This is a genomic window from Collimonas sp. OK412 (assembly GCF_900112135.1).
In the GTDB taxonomy this organism is placed as follows: Bacteria; Pseudomonadota; Gammaproteobacteria; order Burkholderiales; family Burkholderiaceae_D; genus Collimonas; species Collimonas rhizosphaerae.
Genome location: NZ_FOLC01000004.1, coordinates 45433 through 62997 on the forward strand (window position 1 = coordinate 45433; position 17565 = coordinate 62997).

Annotated in this window: 18 protein-coding genes; 14 read left to right on the forward strand and 4 right to left on the reverse strand. The window is 58.6% G+C overall.

Annotated features, from left to right (window positions below; all coding sequences use genetic code 11):
* Window positions 1-42: 42 nt before the first annotated feature.
* From ccsB to BM062_RS05745, 4 genes are all read left to right on the forward strand, one after another.
* Window positions 43-1188 carry a c-type cytochrome biogenesis protein CcsB gene (ccsB, locus tag BM062_RS05730; RefSeq protein ID WP_092394462.1) on the forward strand — a complete coding sequence of 382 codons (1146 nt, stop codon included), beginning with the start codon at window positions 43-45 and terminating at the stop codon, window positions 1186-1188.
* Window positions 1189-1210: 22 nt separating this feature from the next.
* On the forward strand, window positions 1211-1852 hold the full coding sequence (locus BM062_RS05735; RefSeq protein ID WP_254784943.1) for an HAD family hydrolase: 642 nt from the start codon (window positions 1211-1213) through the stop codon (window positions 1850-1852).
* A gap of 94 nt (window positions 1853-1946) precedes the next feature.
* Window positions 1947-2927, forward strand: a complete 981-nt coding sequence (msrP, locus tag BM062_RS05740) for a protein-methionine-sulfoxide reductase catalytic subunit MsrP (RefSeq protein WP_092394467.1) — start codon at window positions 1947-1949, stop codon at window positions 2925-2927.
* A gap of 16 nt (window positions 2928-2943) precedes the next feature.
* Window positions 2944-3600 (forward strand): protein-methionine-sulfoxide reductase heme-binding subunit MsrQ, encoded by a 657-nt coding sequence (locus BM062_RS05745; protein WP_092395059.1) that lies wholly within the window; start codon window positions 2944-2946, stop codon window positions 3598-3600.
* On the opposite strand, the gene BM062_RS05750 is transcribed toward BM062_RS05745, so the two are convergent.
* From BM062_RS05750 to BM062_RS05760, 3 genes are read right to left on the reverse strand one after another with little or no spacing between them, the layout of a single operon-like run.
* Window positions 3567-4334 carry a transporter gene (locus BM062_RS05750; RefSeq protein WP_092394470.1) on the reverse strand — a complete coding sequence of 256 codons (768 nt, stop codon included), beginning with the start codon at window positions 4332-4334 and terminating at the stop codon, window positions 3567-3569. The genes BM062_RS05745 and BM062_RS05750 overlap by 34 nt on opposite strands.
* Window positions 4335-4354: 20 nt before the next feature.
* Window positions 4355-5641, reverse strand: a complete 1287-nt coding sequence (gene lysA / locus BM062_RS05755) for a diaminopimelate decarboxylase (protein ID WP_092394473.1) — start codon at window positions 5639-5641, stop codon at window positions 4355-4357.
* 9 nt (window positions 5642-5650) lie between these two features.
* Window positions 5651-5890, reverse strand: a complete 240-nt coding sequence (locus tag BM062_RS05760; protein WP_254784945.1) for an LPS translocon maturation chaperone LptM — start codon at window positions 5888-5890, stop codon at window positions 5651-5653.
* Window positions 5891-5931: 41 nt separating this feature from the next.
* On the opposite strand from BM062_RS05760, the gene cyaY reads away from it, so the two are divergent.
* The 6 genes from cyaY (at window position 5932) to BM062_RS05790 (ending at window position 11761) form a co-directional block, all read left to right on the forward strand.
* A complete protein-coding gene (cyaY, locus tag BM062_RS05765) occupies window positions 5932-6258 on the forward strand; it encodes an iron donor protein CyaY (protein WP_092394479.1) in 327 nt (108 codons plus the stop codon).
* 307 nt (window positions 6259-6565) lie between these two features.
* Window positions 6566-7636 (forward strand): MORN repeat-containing protein, encoded by a 1071-nt coding sequence (locus BM062_RS05770; RefSeq protein WP_175500902.1) that lies wholly within the window; start codon window positions 6566-6568, stop codon window positions 7634-7636.
* A 134-nt stretch (window positions 7637-7770) separates the two neighbouring features.
* Window positions 7771-8286: a hypothetical protein gene (locus BM062_RS05775; RefSeq protein ID WP_254784947.1), complete on the forward strand. Its 516-nt coding sequence runs from the start codon at window positions 7771-7773 to the stop codon at window positions 8284-8286.
* Between the two features lie 34 nt (window positions 8287-8320).
* Window positions 8321-9454: a DUF2827 domain-containing protein gene (locus BM062_RS05780; RefSeq protein WP_092394485.1), complete on the forward strand. Its 1134-nt coding sequence runs from the start codon at window positions 8321-8323 to the stop codon at window positions 9452-9454.
* Window positions 9455-9482: 28 nt separating this feature from the next.
* Window positions 9483-10628 (forward strand): DUF2827 domain-containing protein, encoded by a 1146-nt coding sequence (locus BM062_RS05785; RefSeq protein ID WP_092394488.1) that lies wholly within the window; start codon window positions 9483-9485, stop codon window positions 10626-10628.
* A complete protein-coding gene (locus tag BM062_RS05790) occupies window positions 10625-11761 on the forward strand; it encodes a DUF2827 domain-containing protein (RefSeq protein ID WP_092394491.1) in 1137 nt (378 codons plus the stop codon). Before BM062_RS05785 ends, BM062_RS05790 begins: the two co-directional genes overlap by 4 nt.
* A gap of 62 nt (window positions 11762-11823) precedes the next feature.
* Here the strand turns inward: BM062_RS05790 and BM062_RS05795 are convergent, their stop codons facing one another.
* Entirely contained in the window at window positions 11824-14196 is a 2373-nt protein-coding gene (locus BM062_RS05795) for a penicillin-binding protein 1A (RefSeq protein WP_254784949.1), read from the reverse strand.
* A 374-nt stretch (window positions 14197-14570) separates the two neighbouring features.
* Here BM062_RS05795 and BM062_RS05800 point away from each other — a divergent pair, with 374 nt between their 5' ends.
* The 4 genes from BM062_RS05800 to BM062_RS05815 are packed head-to-tail and all read left to right on the forward strand — an operon-like array spanning window position 14571 to window position 17549.
* On the forward strand, window positions 14571-15650 hold the full coding sequence (locus BM062_RS05800; protein ID WP_254784950.1) for a pilus assembly protein PilM: 1080 nt from the start codon (window positions 14571-14573) through the stop codon (window positions 15648-15650).
* Entirely contained in the window at window positions 15650-16348 is a 699-nt protein-coding gene (locus BM062_RS05805) for a PilN domain-containing protein (RefSeq protein WP_092394499.1), read from the forward strand. The genes BM062_RS05800 and BM062_RS05805 overlap by 1 nt, the downstream gene beginning before the upstream one ends.
* Entirely contained in the window at window positions 16348-17004 is a 657-nt protein-coding gene (locus tag BM062_RS05810) for a type IV pilus inner membrane component PilO (protein ID WP_092394502.1), read from the forward strand. Before BM062_RS05805 ends, BM062_RS05810 begins: the two co-directional genes overlap by 1 nt.
* On the forward strand, window positions 17001-17549 hold the full coding sequence (locus BM062_RS05815) for a pilus assembly protein PilP (protein ID WP_092394505.1): 549 nt from the start codon (window positions 17001-17003) through the stop codon (window positions 17547-17549). Before BM062_RS05810 ends, BM062_RS05815 begins: the two co-directional genes overlap by 4 nt.
* Window positions 17550-17565 lie beyond the last annotated feature (16 nt).

Sequence of the window (17565 nt, forward strand, 5' to 3'; positions counted from 1 at the left end):
GTTGCGCCTCCGGCGCCACGGCGGGACGACATGGAGAAAATGATGGAATTGACGCAAACGTATTCCCCTCCCGGCAGTTTTATCAAGCGGCTGTCGGTGGTCGACTGGCTGTTTGCCGTCGCGCTGGTGGCGGCTTCGCTGTTCGCCCTGAACCGCTACGGCAGCCATATGGACTACTACGAAAAAGGCGTGCTGCTGCTGGCCGCGCCAACGTTCGCCTGGCTCGGCTGGCACTGGAAATCGGTGCGCTGGCTGATGGCTTTGCTGGCGGTGTTGTCGCTGTCGGCCATCGCCATGTATGGCGGCGTGCTGGACATGGCCAACCAGAAATTTTTCCTGAAATACATGCTCTCCAGCCAGTCGGCGATCCTGTGGATGAGCACGCTGTTTTTCCTGTCGACCCTGTTTTTCTGGGGCGGCCTGATCACGCGCTCCGGCTTTGGCGCATCGATCGGTTCCAAGCTGTGCTGGGCTGCGGTGGTGATGGGTTTTACCGGCATGCTGGTGCGCTGGTACGAGTCCTACCTGATCGGCGCCGATATCGGCCATATCCCGATTTCCAACCTGTATGAAGTGTTCGTGCTGTTCAGCCTGATCACCGCCCTGTTTTACCTCTATTACGAACAGCACTACCGCACCCGCCAGCTGGGCGCCTTCGTGCTGCTGGTGATCTCGGCCGCGGTAGGTTTCCTGCTGTGGTACATGGTGTCGCGCGACGCCGCGGAAATCCAGCCGCTGGTGCCGGCGCTGCAGAGCTGGTGGATGAAAATCCATGTGCCGGCCAACTTCATCGGCTACGGCACTTTTGCCTTGTCGGCGATGGTGGCGGTGGCGTACCTGCTGAAATCGCATGGCTACCTGGCGGACCGCCTGCCGGCGCTGGAAGTGCTGGACGATGTGATGTACAAGGCGATCGCGGTCGGCTTCACCTTCTTTACCATCGCCACCATTCTCGGCGCCCTGTGGGCGGCAGAAGCCTGGGGCGGCTACTGGTCGTGGGACCCGAAGGAAACCTGGGCGCTGATCGTCTGGCTCAACTATGCGGCCTGGCTGCACATGCGCCTGATGAAGGGATTGCGCGGCCAGGTTGCGGCATGGTGGGCGCTGATCGGCTTGCTGGTGACGACTTTTGCTTTCCTCGGCGTGAACATGTTCCTGTCCGGCCTGCATTCGTACGGGGAATTGTGATCAGATGGCGAAGTCGGAAAACATGGCTGTAGATTTAGTGATTTTTGATTGTGACGGTACGCTGGTCGACAGTGAAACGGTGGCCACCGATGTGATGGTGGATTACCTGGACGAGCTGGGCATGCAGCTGTCGGCCGAAGTTGCCCTGGCGCGCTTCAAAGGCGGGCGGATGGCGGATTGCGTGGCCGAGCTGGAGCAGATGTTCGGCCGTTCGCTGCCGGCTGATTTCACCAAGGTCTTGCGCGACCGCATCGCGCCGGTGCTGCAGCAGCGCCTGCAGCCGATCGAAGGCGCGCTGGAACTGGTGCAATCGCTGAAAGTGCCGTTTTGCATGGCCTCCAACGGCCCTTTGCACCAGATCAAGGTGTCGCTTAGCGTCACCGGCCTGTGGCCCTATTTCGAAGGGCGCATCTTCAGCGCCTACGAAGTCGGATCCTGGAAGCCTGCGCCGGACCTGTTCCTGCATGCCGCCAGGACCATGGGCGCCGAGCCTGCCCGCTGCGCGGTGGTCGAGGATAGCCTGCCGGGCGTGCAAGCGGGCGTTGCCGCCGGCATGCAGGTGTTCGCCTTGCAGGCGGAGCAGGTCGAAGCGGAACTGCCGAAACAGGCCAAAGTGATTTCCCGGCTGGCGGAGTTGCACGAGCATATCAATATCGCCGGGTAAATCGTGCCGGCAGATTTTCGGCTTGCCCTTGTAAGGAATCGTCGGCTGGCCTGACTAAACATCGTTAGCCTCAACAAATTTGCCGGAGATGTACATGCCGCTTTATCGTCGCCCCAACGGAATCGATCTCCCGTTTTCTTCAGAAATCACGCCACGCGAAGTATTTGAATCACGCCGCGGCTTCATGCGGCAACTTGCCGTAGGCGCGGCAGGCGCGGGCGGTTTGCTGGAGTTGTCGACGGGCGACGCCTGGGCCCAGGCCAGCGGCGCCCAGAAACTGGCGGCAAAGGCCAATCCTGCGTATGTGGTGATGGACAAGGCGACGCCATTCAAGGACGCCACCACCTATAACAATTTCTACGAGTTCGGCACCGAAAAAACCGATCCCGCCGAAAATGCCGGGACATTGAAAACGCGGCCATGGACCATTGCCATCGAGGGCGAGGTCAAGAAGCCGCTGACCCTGGATATCGACAGCCTGCTGAAACTGGCGCCGCTGGAAGAACGCATCTACCGCCTGCGCTGCGTCGAGGGCTGGTCGATGGTGATTCCATGGATCGGCTATTCCCTGTCTGCGTTGATCAAGAAAGTGGAGCCGACCGGCAACGCCAAGTATGTTGAATTCACGACGCTGGCCGACAACCGCCAGATGCCGGGCTTGCGTGCGCCGGTGCTGGAATGGCCGTATATCGAAGGCTTGCGCATGGATGAAGCCATGCATCCGCTGGCCTTGCTGGGTTTCGGCATGTACGGCCAGGTGCTGCCGAACCAGAATGGCGCGCCGGTGCGCATGGTGCTGCCCTGGAAGTACGGCTTCAAGTCGGCGAAGTCGATCGTCAAGATCCGTTTCCTGAAGGAGCAGCCGCGCACGGCATGGAATATCGCCGCCGCGCGCGAATACGGTTTCTATTCCAACGTCAATCCGGACGTCGATCATCCGCGCTGGTCGCAAGCCACCGAGCGCCGCATCGGCGAAGACGGTTTCTTTACCAAGAAGCGCAAGACCCTGATGTTCAACGGCTACAACGAGGTTGCCCCGCTGTATGCCGGCATGGATTTGAAGAAATTCTTCTAGGTCGAGAATGCGCAGCATGTTCAATCCGGCACCCGGGCAATTCAAATTCCTGAAAGCTTTCCTGTTCGCACTGGCGTTGCTGCCCGCGGCGCGGCTGCTGCTGTTCGGTTTTACCGATCGCCTGGGCGCCAACCCCATCGAATTCATCACGCGCAGCAGCGGCGACTGGACTCTCTATTTTATTTGCATCACCTTGGCGGTGACGCCGCTGCGGCGATTCACCAGCTGGAACTGGCTCGTCAAATTGCGGCGCATGCTGGGTTTGTTCGCCTTCTTTTATGCCTGCCTGCATTTCACGACGTTCCTCTGGTTCGATCATTTCTTCGATGTCGGCGAGATGCTCAAGGATGTCGTCAAACGCCCGTTCATTACCGTCGGCTTCATTGCTTTCGTCCTGCTGATACCGCTTGCGCTGACCAGCACCAACGGCATGATCCGCCGCCTTGGAGGCAAGCGCTGGCAATGGCTGCATCGCAGCCTGTATGGGGTTTCGATGCTGGGCATCCTGCATTTCTGGTGGATGCGCGCCGGCAAGCACAATTTTGAAAAGCCGATCGTGTTCGGGACTATCGTTGCCGCGTTGCTGCTGGTGCGCGTGTACTTCGCCTTGCGTAACCGCAGCAGCCAGCGGGCCGCGCTTCAGAAGCGCCAGGTCACGCCGACGCCGAGCTGACGCTGGGTTTGCGCTGCGCAGGCGCCGCAGCCGAGGCCGAATTTGATGCCGGCGTCCAGGTCAAGGTTGGGATTGGGTGAATAGATCACGCCGGTCAGGATGAAACCGGGATTGCTGCTGCTGTGGCGGTCGCCGCTGCTGTCGCTGGCGCGTTCTGTATTGCTGACGATGCCGGTGTCGAATGCCAGGCTCCACTTCGGATTCACCGCATATAGCGCAGAAGCAGAAGCGCGCCAGACCACGCTGCGGTTGGCTTGCTGGTCGGCCAGCAAGCGATAGCGGTTGTAATAGGCCGCCAGGTTGCCGCTGAATGCCCAGGAATCGATCTGGTAGCTGCCGATCAGCGTCAACGACATGCTGCCGCGGCCGTGGCCCAGTCCTCGGTTCGGATCGCCGCTGGGCAGCGTCAGTTCCGGTTTAAGGCCAAGGCTGAAATCGCCATCCTCGAACAGGCGCCATTTGACGCCTAGCGCGACGTCGTTGATGCCGGATGGACTCGATAGCGTCGCCGGCGGATTGGCATACACGTCGAGATTCTTCAGCAAGCCGTAGGTGTAGGTGAAATTCACCACGTGGCTATGGATGGCGTCCTGGCGCAGCCAATCAGTGTTCAATTCGACCTGGTGGTTGCCGCTGTCCTGGGTGCTGGTATCGTCGGTCACCAGCGGATGGGCGGCGTGCGCGGCCTGGATCAGGAAACAGGAAGATATGGCGCTGAGCATGAACTGTCGCATGGTCTTCCTGTGCTCTTGGCTTAAGGCGATATGAGCGATTCCAGGGCAAACAGGTCGGCCGGATTTTCGCGCTGGCGGATCAGGTGTACCTGGGCGCCATCCACCATCACTTCAGCCGCCCGGCCGCGGGTATTGTAGTTGGACGACATCGTCATGCCGTAAGCGCCGGCCGACATCAGCGCCAGCAGGTCGCCTGCTTCGATTGCCAGCGAACGGGATCGCGCCAGCCAGTCGCCCGACTCGCATACCGGCCCGACCACATCGTATACCTGGGCTTCCGTGCTGCGCTGGCCGACGGTCTGCACGCCGTGCCAGGCCTCGTACAATGCCGGCCGCATCAAGTCGTTCATGGCAGCATCCACCACCGCAAAATTCTTGGCTTCGGAATGCTTCAGGTACTGGACTTCGGTCAGCAGGATGCCGGCATTGCCGACGATCGAACGGCCCGGTTCAAACATCACTTTGATCGGCGCGCCCTGGTATTTTTCTTCGCGCCAGGCATTGATGCGGGCAAACAGGCGGGCCAGGTAGTCGCCGATCACGACCGGCTGTTCATCGTCATAGGTGATGCCGATGCCGCCGCCGATATCCAGGTGGTGCAAATGAATGCCTTCGCTGGCCAGCTGGTCGACCAGCTCGATCAGCTTGTCCAGCGCTTCCAGCATCGGCGCGTCGTCCAGCAGCTGCGAACCGATATGGCAATCGATTCCCGCCACATCGATATGCGGCAGCGCGGCGGCAGTACGGTAGCAGGACAGGGCGTCGTCATACGCTACGCCGAATTTGTTTTCCTTGAGGCCGGTCGAGATGTAAGGGTGGGTCTTGGCATCGACGTCGGGGTTGACGCGCAGCGAGATGGCCGCGCGTTTACCCATGGCGCCGGCGACTTCGTTCAGGCGGTGCAGCTCCGGAATCGATTCCACGTTGAAGCAGAGGATGTCGTGCGACAGGGCCAGGCGCATTTCCTCGCGCGATTTGCCGACGCCGGAAAAAATCACCTTGGACGGATCGCCGCCGGCAGCGATTACGCGCAATAATTCGCCTCCCGAGACGATGTCGAAACCAGAGCCGAGCTGGTTCAGCAATTGCAGCACCGCCAGGTTGGAATTGGATTTGACCGAATAGCAGATCAGTGCGCCGTCCGCTTCACGGCTGTGTTGTTTGCAGGCGTTCGCGTAAGCTGAAAAATTGGCTGTCAGCGCGGCCTTGGAGTAGACATAGGTAGGGCTGCCAAATTGCTGCGAAATAGCGTTTAGCGCAACGTTTTCAGCGTGCAGGACGCCATTCTTGTATGAAAAATACGACATAAGGGCAGCTTATTTGGTGGTGGCGGGTGTTGTTGGCATGTCCACGGCTTCCGGCCGTGCCGGAGTCATGGTTTCATCAGATGTCGCCGGAGCAACATTTGGCTTGGCCGGCGCTGTCCTGACGATAGGCGGCGGCAGCTTGGCCGGCATGAACAGCGGGCCTTTCTGGCCGCACGCAGCCAGGCTGAGTGTAGCGGCGACCATGGCGACGATCATGGGAATACGCGGCAAATCAAAAATGGGCTTCACGGATTAGAATCACAGTTTAACGAAATGGATTGGAGTGTAGCATGACAGAATCAGAATTCCTGGCTGCGGCAGAGGCTGCCTTGGGCAAGATCGAGACGGCGCTGGAGCAGGCCGCCGACCATACCGGCCTGGATGTGGAGTGCAGCCGCAGCGGCAATGTGCTGGAGATTGAATTTGTCGACAACGGCAGCAAGATTATCGTCAACAGCCAGGCGCCGATGCAGGAATTGTGGATTGCGGCCAAATCCGGCGGCTTCCACTACCGGCAAAAGGGAGATGCCTGGATTAACACACGTGACGGCTCAGAGTTCTTTGCTGCCTTGTCGGCCATGATCAGTTCCCAGGGCGGGGTATCGATAACGCTGTAAGTTTTTATTGACGGAGAAGCTGGGCAAGAGATATTCCAGGCTGCATTTGTCGTAAGATATGAACAATACAATATTATTTTGATACCGGTTTGCTTTTGGGCTGGGGGGAAACTGTATCAAGGAGAGTTGTTCAACGCTTCTCAACCATCGATAGCCACCAATGAACACGATGATAATCAGGGATTCGGAAGAACCAAGTGATTGGCGTGATGGATTTGCCTGCAGCGAGGCAAGCGGCTATCGATCCCCATCGAGGCGGATGCGGGCTGGCCTGAACACCGTTTTTTTATTTGGCGCATTGCTATCCATGACGAAGCCGGTCGAGGCCGCCAATGTTCCCGCCGCTGTCAGCGCAGCCAACCTGAACAATCCGGTGGGCAGTAATGTGGCTGAAACACCCAGGCACTGGATTGCCGATACCAGCAATGGCTGTAAAGTATGGAGCCCGGAGCCGCTCGCCGAGGGCATTACAGCGCGCTGGAGCGGGGGCTGCGAGAACGGCCTGGCGCAGGGACCGGGAACGGTGCGCTGGATGAGCAACAACAAGCAGGTGGCAGAGCTGACAGGCGCCATGGAGCAAGGAAAAATGCGCGGCCATACCACCGGTGTTGAAGAGCCGGGCAACCGCTTTGACGGCATGTTCATCGATTCGCTGCCGGAAGGCGAGGGCAAGGCCAGCTTTGCCGATGGCACCACTTATAGCGGGATATGGCATCGCGGCCGTCAGCTGGGCTATGGAGTCATGACTTTTCCCCCTGCCCACCCGCAGTACCAGGAGATGCTGAACGACGGTAAAGGCAGGAAAGCGGAGAATGGCATTTACGTGCTGCGCGGCTGGTGGGAGGGTAAAACCTTCGTGATCCCATGCGATAGTGAAGAAGAATGTGAAAAGGCCGTGGTGGCCTTGATGAAGCGTGAGCAAGCCGCCGCAGCGGCCAAGGCGGGTACCCCTGTGGCGCCTGCGTCGGCGCCGACGGTTGCTCCTGCTGCAGGGCCTGTCGCCGCTCCCGCAGCGCCGGCGCCGACGCCGGCCATCCCCGCCATGGCCCCTGCGGTAACGGTGCCAGAGTTGCCCCCCATGAAGCCGCTTACCCCCGCCACGGAACCTGTCCCGGCAACGCCGGCGCCCGGCGCGCCCGATGTCGAGCCGGCGCCGGTGCCTGCCGCAACGGCGCCAGATCCCGGACCGCCTGTCGCGGAGCCGGCCGCCGTGCCGCCGATTTCAGCGCCGGCGATTCCCGCCGCCGAGCCCGGCGAGCCTGTGCCGCAGGTCGCCCCCGATACGGTGCCTGCTGTCATGCCGGCGCCTGAGGCAACAACGCCCGCTACCACGGATGCCGGACCTGGCGTCCCGCTTTTTACAAACGGATCTAGCTGATGATGCATGCACCACCTATTTTGAAAGCAGGCGAACCAAGTGATTCAACCAGTCCATCAAGGACATGCCGGCGGCCATGGGCGGCATTGTTCTGTACCGCTCTTATATTGACGATGCCGGCCGCACACGGGCAAATGAAATCCGACCTGCCTGGCGCCAAAGCCGCTGCCGCAGCGCCGAAGAACTTGCTGGCGGAAGCAGCGCGCAGCGTCGGCGTCAAGCAATGCCAGCCAGCCGTCACGCGCTTGTCGGCGCTGGCTATCAACGGCACCAGCGCCCATGATGTGCTGGTGGACTGGGACCGCGCCCACCCGGATCGCGGGCCGTTCTTTTCCCTGACCGGGATCGAATATGCCGGCGCATCGGCGGCGGTATCGATTACTGCGGTGCCGCAGGATGGCGGCGCATGTTCGGTGGCCGCGGAGCGCATTTCCATCGCCCCGTATTCATGCAAGAGCATTGCCGATACCGAATTGAAAGGCTACAGCGCCACACCTTTGCTGCCGACTTTCACGGTATATGTGTCGCCGGCCGAGCCAGGCGGTTCGGTCTCTCTGGTGGATTCGCCGCCGGGCTGCCTGATCATCCGGCGCTATGTGCAATACAACTGGACCGAGCAGACCAAAATGGCGGCGCCGGCGCGCAAATGACAAACACGATACACCCTTAATTTGAATCCAAGACATGAACACAGGCACCTTGCGTATCGGCATCACCATCGGTTTGCACCAGGAAAACGAATCGCTATGGAACAACGGCATCAAGCAGAATGCCGTGTACCTGGCTGAAACCTTAAAGCAGTGCCCGAGCGTCGCATCGGTGCATCTGGTGAATACCACCGCGGTTGCCATCACCGCGGCGCTGCCGTGGGACCAGGCGCGCTGGCCGACGGTCAGCTTCGAGCAGGCCAAGGACAACCTGGATGTGCTGATCGAACTCGGCGGCCAGATCAGCGCTGACCAGACTGCCTACCTGAAGACGCAAGACTGCCGATTGATATCCTACTGCTGCGGATTCGAGTATGTGCATGTGATGCAATCGGTATTGTTCAACCGGCCGATGTGGGGTTACGACCTGTTCGTCAACCAGCGCTACGATGCGATCTGGATGGTGCCTCAGGTCGCCACCAACAGCCAGTCTTACTTCGAAACCCTGCGCCGGCGGCCGGCGCAAGTGGTGCCGTTTGTGTGGGACCCGATTTTCGTCAACCAGCGCAGCCAGGATTTTGACCATCACGGCGAATATCGCCCGCGTCCCGGCCCCAAGCGGCTGACCGTGATGGAGCCGAATAACGATATCGTGAAATTCTGCATGTATCCGGCATTCATTGCCGAAGAAGCTTATCGGCAGCGGCCGCAAGATATCGAGATTCTGCAGGTCACCAATGCCGAGCGCCTGGCGCGCGAGAGCAAGGAGTTCATTGCAGTGATGAACCAGCTCGATATCGTGCGCCAGCACAAGGCAGTGTTCCTGGGGCGTTTCGATACACCGCAGTTCCTGAGCCAGATGACCGATGTAGTGATTTCCCACCAGATCGAGAATGCGCTGAATTATTTTTATTTCGACGTCTGCTGGCAAGGTTATCCACTGGTGCATAACGCTTATATGTGCAGCGACCTCGGCTACTACTACGAAGGCAATAACGTGAAAGACGGCAGTCGCAGGTTGCTCGAAGTATTGGGTACGCATGACGGCAGCTGGCAGGATTATCTGGCGCGCCAACGGCAGGTGTTGAACCGTTACCTGCCCGGCAGTTCGCAAGTCACGGCGGAATATGAGCGCTTACTGGCCGCATTGCTGGAACAGCCGATTGTATGAACCAATGATTTTCAATCTTTCCTAATTCATGAAAAAAATCAACGTAGGCATCTCCATCTTTCCCGTCCAGGGCGCGCAGCTTTGGTCCAACGGCCTCAACCAGAACCTGGCGTTCCTGGTGCTGCTGTTGCAGCAGAGTCCGCAAGTCGGCCGGGTGTTTTTATTGAACGGCGGCGCGCTTGACCATATGCCTGAGGCGATGGGATTGAATGGGCTGGAAGCGCCCCTGGTGAAACCGGAGGATGTCACCTTCGAACTTGATGTCGTGATCGAAATGGGGGCGCAATTGCCGCTGGAATGGTTGCGTCACGTGCGCGCGCTGGGCGTCAAGATCATCACTTTTTTTGTCGGCCACACTTATGCCGACAATGCCGAAGCGCCGATGTTCGACCGCCCCAGCGGCCAGATCTTCAACGGTACGCCTTGGCATGAGATATGGACGCTGCCGCAATTCATGAAAAGCAGCGGGCCATTGCTGCGCACCGTGTCGCGGGTGCCGGTGTTTTCCATACCGCACATCTGGTCGCCGCTGTTTATCCAGCAGCATGTCGATGTGGTTGAAAAAGGCGGCCATCAATTCGGTTACCAGGCCAGGACCGGCGCCGACCGCCCTGGCTGGCGCACGGCGATTTTCGAGCCGAATATATCGGTCGGCAAAAACTGCTTTATCCCGATGCTGGTATGCGAGCAGGCTTACCGCCTGGACCAGCGCTCGGTGAGCATGATGATGGTCATGAACACGGTGCATATGAAAGAGCATCCAACCTTCAACCGTTTCGCCATCAATCTCGATCTGACCAGGCATCATAAGGCCAGTTATGAGCCGCGCGTGGCGTTTGTCGAATGCATGGCGCAGCAGAAGATGGACGCCGTGGTCTCGCATCATTGGGAGTGGGGCTTGAATTACCTGTATTACGACGCGCTCTACGGGGGCTATCCACTGATACATAATTCGGAATACCTGAAGGCCGGCGGCGTCGGCATCTTTTATCCGGATTTCGAAGCCAGCGCCGGCGGCCATGCCTTGCTCGACGCCTGGAACCAAGAGCCTGAATTCTGGGACGACTATAAAAAAGCGGGAGCGGCTTACCTGAGCAAGCTCGATCCGGTACGCCCCGAGAACGTGGACGCATTTGTGAAAAGACTACAGCACACCACGGAGGGCCAGTCATGAACCACCCTCTGCCACAACGCAAGCTGCGCGTCGGAGTGACGTTGTATGTACGTCCCGGACCGCAATCGATCTGGGAAAACGGTATCTTCCAGAACTGCGCATTCCTGGTGCAGCTGTTCAACCAGTCGCCTGCAGTCGAACGCGCAGTGCTGGTGCTGGACGGCCAGACCGACCAGGTCAACGACGCCATGATGATGGGCGACCTGGGAATCGACATGATCGGCCTGGAGCAGGCCATGGAAACCCTGGACGTCGTGATTGAAATGAGCGCCCAGCTGAACGAAGACTGGGTCAGGAGATTCCGCGAGCGCGGCGGGCGTTACGCCTGGATGCGGGTCGGCAATGACTACGTGATCGACGTTGAACGCGCGATATTCGACAAGCCGCATGGCGGCCTGTGCAGCGACAAGCCCTACGACGCGGTGTGGACCTTGCCGGAGTACCTGCGCAGCTGCAAGGATTATTTCAGCCTGACGGCGCGGGCGCCGGTGCACATCGTGCCGCACCTGTGGACGCCGCTGTTCTTTGCAAAAGGCATCGCTACCTTGCCCAGCCATCTCAGCTATGGCTACCAGCCTGGCAAGCCGCGCTGGCGGGTGTGCAGCTTCGAGCCAAACGTCTGCATGGTGAAAACCTCACTGCTGCCGATGCTGGCCTGCGAAGAGGCATATCGTGCGCAACCGGGATTCCTGCAGCACCTGAGCGTTTGCAACACCTTGCATCTGAAAGAGCACCTGAAGTTCTCGCAGTTCGCGCGTGCATTGGATGTGGTGAATCACGGCCTGGCGTCGTTCGAAGGGCGCTTCGCGGTGTACGAGTTCATGGCCAATTATGGCGACTGCATCATTTCGCATCACTGGGAAAACGGCCAGAACTACCTGTACTACGAAGCTTTGTACGGCGCCTATCCGCTGATCCACAATTCGGAATTCATCAAGGACTACGGCTACTATTATCCGGAGTTCGATTCTTTTGCCGGCGGCCAGGCGGTACTGCAGGCGTTTGCCACGCATGACGCCCAGCTGGAGGATTACAGGCGCCATGCGCAGACTTTGCTGCGTACGCTGGATGTGAGCTTGCCGGAGAATATTGAAATCTATACCCGTCGCTTGCTGGACCTGTATTCAAATTGAAAAAGGCTTCCCTGGATTGCCAGGGAAGCCTTGTTGTCTGTCCGGCCGCCTGCCCGGTTTGATCAGAACAATTCGTTCTTGACTTCGTCCCTGGCTTTTTCCTCTTCCGTCGGCGCTGTGGTGCCGACGCCGAGGCTTTGGGTGGCGATGCCAGGCGGGTATTCTGCGTAATAATATTCGCCGCCGGAATGGACCAGGCCTTCCGGCACCGCGCGCTCTTCTGTCGGCACACCTTTCAATGCCTGCTGCATGAAGCTGATCCAGATCGGCAGCGCCAGGCCGCCGCCGGTTTCCTTGTCGCCCAAGGTGCGCGGCTGGTCGTAACCCATCCAGCCGACCGCCACCAGCGACGGCTGGTAGCCGGCAAACCAGGCGTCCAGCGAGTCGTTGGTGGTGCCGGTCTTGCCGGCCAGGTCGGTACGATTGAGCGACAGCGCCTTGACTGCGGTGCCGTAGCGCACCACGTCGCGCATCATGCTGTCCATCATGAAGGCATTGCGCGGGTCGATGATGCGGTTGGCTTCATCGCCTGCGGTTTCCGGATGCACCTGCGACAATACGTTGCCGTTGGCGTCGGTAATCTTGCTGATGATGTAGGGACTGACCTTGTAGCCGCCATTGGCAAATACCGCATAGCCGCCCACCATTTGCAGCGGCGTCACCGCGCCGGCGCCCAGGGCCAGGGTCAGGTAGGGCGGATTTTTATCAGCATCAAAGCCGAAACGCGTCACATATTCCTGTCCGTATTTGGCGCCGATCTTGTCCAGGATGCGCACCGAGACCACGTTCTTCGACTTGGTCAGCGCCTTGCGCATGCTCATCGGACCCTCATATTTGTTGCCGTAGTTCTTCGGCTGCCAGATCTGGCCGCCGGTCTGGCCGCCGCCATAGCTGAGCGGCGCATCATTGATGATGGTGGCCGGCGACAAGCCCTTTTCCAGCGAGGCGGAATAAATGAAGGGTTTGAACGACGAGCCCGGCTGGCGCCAGGCCTGGGTGACGTGGTTGAATTTGTTGCGGTTGAAATCGAAGCCGCCGATCAGGGCGCGGATGGCGCCATCCTTGGTGTCGGCCGCGACAAAGGCCGATTCCACCGCCGGCATCTGGGTAATGGTCCAGTTTTTACCGTCCAGCATGACGCGGATGATGGCGCCGCGCTTGACCTTGCGTTGCGGCGGCGCTTTGTCGCTCAGCAGGTTGGTGGCGATGCCCAGGCCGGCGCCGCTGATGCTGATTTCCTGGCCCGATGACAGCACCGCGCGCACCAGTTTCGGATTTGCCTCCAGCACCACCGCAGCGACGATTTCATCGCTGTCGGGATGGTCGGCCAGCTCCACTTCGATCGCGTCTTCAGCTTCTTCCTTGGTGCCGTCGGGGATTTCCATATAACCCTCGGGGCCGCGGTAGCCGCGCCGCTTTTCGTAATCCATGACGCCACGGCGCAGCGCTATATACGCTGCATCCTGGTCCGCCTTGGTGATGGTGGTGAAGACGTTGAGCCCAAGCGTATAAGTATTTTCCTTAAATTGTTCGTACACCAGCTGCCGCGCCATTTCAGCGACGAATTCGGCATGGATGCCGAATTCGCTGGCGCCGGTCTTGATGTGCAAGGCTTCATTCTTGGCTTGTTCATACTGCGTCGTGCTGATGTAGCCCAGCTGCAGCATGCGCAGCAGGATGTACTGCTGGCGCACCGTGGCCCGTTTCGGATTGACGACCGGATTGTTGGCCGACGGCGCCTTCGGCAGGCCGGCCAGCATCGCCGCTTCCGCGGTGGTGATGTCTTGCAGCCGCTTGCCAAAATAGATTTGCGCGGCAGAGGCAAAACCGTAGGCACGCTGGCCCAGGTAAATCTGGTTCATGTAGACCTCGAGGATCTGGTCCTTGCTCAGGTTGCGCTCGATTTTCCACGCCAGCGGGATTTCATACAGGAATTTGCGCGATGCTTTCTGGAAGAAGGTCGGCTCGTTGCTGGTCAGGAAAAAATTGCGGGCGACCTGCTGGGTGATCGTGCTGGCGCCGCCGCCGCCGCCGGTCAGGTTGGAAAAACTGGCGCGCAAGATACCCTGGTAGTCAACTCCGCCATGCTGGTAAAAACGATCATCTTCAATCGCCAGTACGGCTTTTTTCATGACATCGGGAATTTCGTTGATGTGAACCAGGCTGCGCCGCTCTTCACCGAATTCGCCAATCAGCACGCCGTCGGCCGAAAAAATGCGCAGAGGAATCTTGGGTTTGTAGTCGGTGAGCGAATCGAGTTCCGGCAAATTCGGATAAGCCATCGCCAGCATCAGGAAAAAAGTTAGGCAGCCGATAACAGCCAGGCCGACAACGATGCCAAAAAAGCCAAGCAGGAGCCGTAGCAGCAGCGGCAAGCGACGGCGCGAAGGAGAGGGGTACTGCTGGGTGTCGCTGGCTGTGTCTGGAGGCGTCATTCGATGCGTTTTATGAAAGATGGATGCCACGCATTATAACGGCACAGCCCTTGGCTCAAAACTTGCTCTGCATCATGCGTTCTTGATGAACCGCAAACTACGTTGCGAAATTCAGACAGAAATTGTCGATAAAAACCAAATTTGGACCGGTGAGGGCGCTATGGAGCGGTTTTTTGCACTACTTGAACAATTTCCCTGTGGAAAATTTCTTTACAGTAGGCCCCTCTTATTGCTACGATTTCACGTTACAAAATTTAACATTGCTGTAAGCCCTGTTTTACAGGTTTTTCCTAACTTCGAGACGGTATCCCGCTAATGCGACCGCCTTGCAGGCAGAATGTTCCCCAAATAATACATACTCGGGAGAAATGCTCTTGGCATTAGATCTTGGATCGCTGATCGGTAAAAAGAACCCGCCTCTGGTGGGGATTGATATAAGCACGTCGGGCGTCAGGCTGGTTGAGCTGTCGGAGACGGGCAAGGATCAATTGCGCCTGGAGCGCTATGCCTCGGAACCGTTGCCGCGTGGCGCGGTGGTGGATGGCAATATTGAAAACATCGAGCAAGTCACGGAAGTGGTGCGGCGGCTGTGGAAAAAAAGCGGCTCGAGCACCAGGCTGGTGGCTCTGGGCATGCCGCCGGCGTCGGTGATTACCAAAAAGATCATCCTGGCCAGCGGCATGCTGGAAGAAGAGCTGGAGATGCAGGTCGAATCCGAGGCCAGCCAATATATTCCATTTGCTTTGGATGAAGTCAGCCTTGATTTTGACGTGATCGGCCCGGCGCAGCATTCGCCGGAGGATGTTGAAGTGCTGCTGGCGGCGACCCGCAAGGAAAAGGTCGAAGACCGGGTGGCGGTGGCGGAGGCTGCCGGCCTCAAGCCGACCGTGATGGACATCGAGTCCTACGCGGCGCGTGCCGCGATCAACCGCATCATCGGGCAGTTGCCGAAAGCCGGGCAGGGGCAGATTGTCGGCCTGTTCCAGATCGGCACGCAAACCACGCATGTGTCGGCCTTGCTGGATGGCCAGCTGATTTATGAGCGCGAGCAGCCGTTTGGCGGCAACCAGCTGACCCAGGACATCGTGCGCGCCTACGGCCTCTCGTATGAAGAGGCGGAAACAAAAAAACGCAACAATGACCTGCCTGAAGGCTACGAGCGCGAGATTCTCAATCCGTTCCTGGAGAGCGCTGCGCTGGAAGTCACGCGGGCGATCCAGTTCTTCTTTACCTCGACGCCATATACCCGCCTCGACCAGCTGTTCCTGGCCGGCGGATGCGCCACTATTCCGGGCCTGGTTGAAGTGGTGGCCGGGCGCGCCAAGATTTCCACTTCGGTGGTCAGTCCTTTCACCGGCATGCAACTGGGGCCGAATGTGCGGGAAAAACAATTACGCATGGATGCACCGTCTTACCTGGTTGCCTGCGGCCTGGCCATGCGGAGGTTTGGCTGATGATCAAGATTAATCTACTGCCGCACCGCGAAGCCAAGCGCAAGCAGCGCAAGAATACTTATTTCGCCATGTTGCTGCTGTCGGCAATCGTGGGCCTGGTAGTGGTGTTGCTGGTCGGCGCATTCTTCGCCAACAGCATCTCCAACCAGACCGAACGCAATCGTTTCATTACGGCGGAGAACACCCGTCTTGATGGAGAAATCAAGGAAGTCGCCACCCTCAAGCAGGAAATCGAAGCGTTGAAGGCGCGCCAGCAAGCCGTCGAGGATTTGCAAAGCGATCGCAACCAGCCCGTGTACCTGATGGATGAGCTGGTCAAGCAGGTGCCGGAAGGCGTGTACCTGAACTCCCTCAAGCAGGAAGGCCAGCGGGTAGCGTTGAATGGTTATGCCCAATCGAATGAGCGGGTGTCGGAGCTGCTGCGTAACCTGGGTAACAATTCGGCCTGGCTGGAACGCCCTGACCTGATTGAAATCCGTTCCGCCAATATCGGTGGTACTGGCCGCGACAGCAAGCGTGTTTTCGCTTTCACTGTCAATGTCGGCATCAAGCGACCGTCTGACAAGGACGCCAAAGATGCGGCAGGCGTTCCTGCGGCAGGCGTTCCTGCCGCAGGAACGCCAAAAACGGCGGCAGCTGCTGCAACCGGCGCCGGCGCCGCAGTCGCGCCCAAAGCAACCTTGAAAGACGCCAAGTGATGGATATGAATAATTTGAGCGCCTCGCTGAGCGCGCAATTCCGCGGACTGAATGGCCGCCATCCCGGCCAATGGCCGATAGTTCCTCGCGTGCTGTCTGGCGTGGCAGTGTTCCTGCTGGTGCTGCTGGTGGGCTGGTATTTTTACTGGAGCGACCAGCAGGATGAGCTGAACGCCGGTGAACAGAAGGAAGTGCAGCTGAAAGAGCAGTACAAATCCAAGATCCAGCAAGCGATCAACCTGGATGCTTTGCAAAAGCAAAAACTGCAGGTGGCGGATTATGTCGCTACGCTGGAGAAGCAACTGCCTAGCAAAGCCGAAATGGATGCCTTGCTGTCCGATATCAACCAGGCCGGCCTGGGGCGCGGCCTGCAGTTTGAATTGTTCAAGCCAGGCCAGGTGGTGGTGAAGGATTACTACGCCGAGTTGCCGATCAATATCAAGGTAACCGGCAATTATCACGATGTCGGCTCATTTGCCAGCGACATCGCTAACCTGCCGCGCATCGTGACCTTGAACAACATGAATCTGACAGCCGGCAAGGATGGAGCGCTGAGCCTGGACGCGATTGCCAAGACCTTCCGCTATCTGGACAAGGACGAAGTGGCGGCACAGCGCAAGGTCGCCGATACAGCTAAGCAGAAAGGTCAAAAATGACGTTTTTTCGCATTGGGCGTCTGACCCAGGTGACATTTTTTGTCGTATTTATCTCAACTTTGTCAGGTTGTGGTGACAGCGGCGTGCAGGAGCTGAAGGAGTGGATGGCTGACGTCAAGAGCCATACCAAAGTAGGAATCCCGAAGCTGACCGAACCGAAGAAATTCATTCCCTTTACTTATGCCGGCGCGACCAGCATCGATCCCTACAATCCCAGCAAGCTGCTGGTGGCGCTGGCCAAGCTGCAAGGCAAGTCTAACGGCCTGAAGCCGAATATGGACCGGCGCCGTGAAACGCTGGAAAACTATCCGCTGGACACCATCAAGATGGTGGGGACGTTGCAAAAAGTGGGTTTGAGCTATGTCTTGCTGCAAGTCGACAAGACCGTGTTCCAGGCCAAAGTGGGGAATTACATAGGGCAGAATTTCGGCATGGTCACCGGCATCACTGAGTCCGAGGTAATTTTGAAAGAAATCGTACAAGATGCGTCCGGCGAATGGGTCGAGCGCGAAGCCAAGTTAGCGTTGCAGGAGAGCACAAAATGATTGCAGCAGGAAAAAA

Excerpts from the sequence above, each read along its gene's own strand:
- ccsB (WP_092394462.1), top strand. The coding sequence starts at position 43 with ATGGAATTGACGCAAACGTATTCCCCTCCCGGCAGTTTTATCAAGCGG.
- BM062_RS05735 (WP_254784943.1), top strand. The coding sequence starts at position 1,211 with ATGGCTGTAGATTTAGTGATTTTTGATTGTGACGGTACGCTGGTCGAC.
- msrP (WP_092394467.1), top strand. The coding sequence starts at position 1,947 with ATGCCGCTTTATCGTCGCCCCAACGGAATCGATCTCCCGTTTTCTTCA.
- BM062_RS05745 (WP_092395059.1), top strand. The coding sequence starts at position 2,944 with ATGTTCAATCCGGCACCCGGGCAATTCAAATTCCTGAAAGCTTTCCTG.
- BM062_RS05750 (WP_092394470.1), bottom strand. The coding sequence starts at position 4,334 with ATGCGACAGTTCATGCTCAGCGCCATATCTTCCTGTTTCCTGATCCAG.
- lysA (WP_092394473.1), bottom strand. The coding sequence starts at position 5,641 with ATGTCGTATTTTTCATACAAGAATGGCGTCCTGCACGCTGAAAACGTT.
- cyaY (WP_092394479.1), top strand. The coding sequence starts at position 5,932 with ATGACAGAATCAGAATTCCTGGCTGCGGCAGAGGCTGCCTTGGGCAAG.
- BM062_RS05770 (WP_175500902.1), top strand. The coding sequence starts at position 6,566 with ATGACGAAGCCGGTCGAGGCCGCCAATGTTCCCGCCGCTGTCAGCGCA.
- BM062_RS05775 (WP_254784947.1), top strand. The coding sequence starts at position 7,771 with ATGAAATCCGACCTGCCTGGCGCCAAAGCCGCTGCCGCAGCGCCGAAG.
- BM062_RS05780 (WP_092394485.1), top strand. The coding sequence starts at position 8,321 with ATGAACACAGGCACCTTGCGTATCGGCATCACCATCGGTTTGCACCAG.
- BM062_RS05785 (WP_092394488.1), top strand. The coding sequence starts at position 9,483 with ATGAAAAAAATCAACGTAGGCATCTCCATCTTTCCCGTCCAGGGCGCG.
- BM062_RS05790 (WP_092394491.1), top strand. The coding sequence starts at position 10,625 with ATGAACCACCCTCTGCCACAACGCAAGCTGCGCGTCGGAGTGACGTTG.
- BM062_RS05795 (WP_254784949.1), bottom strand. The coding sequence starts at position 14,196 with ATGACGCCTCCAGACACAGCCAGCGACACCCAGCAGTACCCCTCTCCT.
- BM062_RS05805 (WP_092394499.1), top strand. The coding sequence starts at position 15,650 with ATGATCAAGATTAATCTACTGCCGCACCGCGAAGCCAAGCGCAAGCAG.
- BM062_RS05810 (WP_092394502.1), top strand. The coding sequence starts at position 16,348 with ATGGATATGAATAATTTGAGCGCCTCGCTGAGCGCGCAATTCCGCGGA.
- BM062_RS05815 (WP_092394505.1), top strand. The coding sequence starts at position 17,001 with ATGACGTTTTTTCGCATTGGGCGTCTGACCCAGGTGACATTTTTTGTC.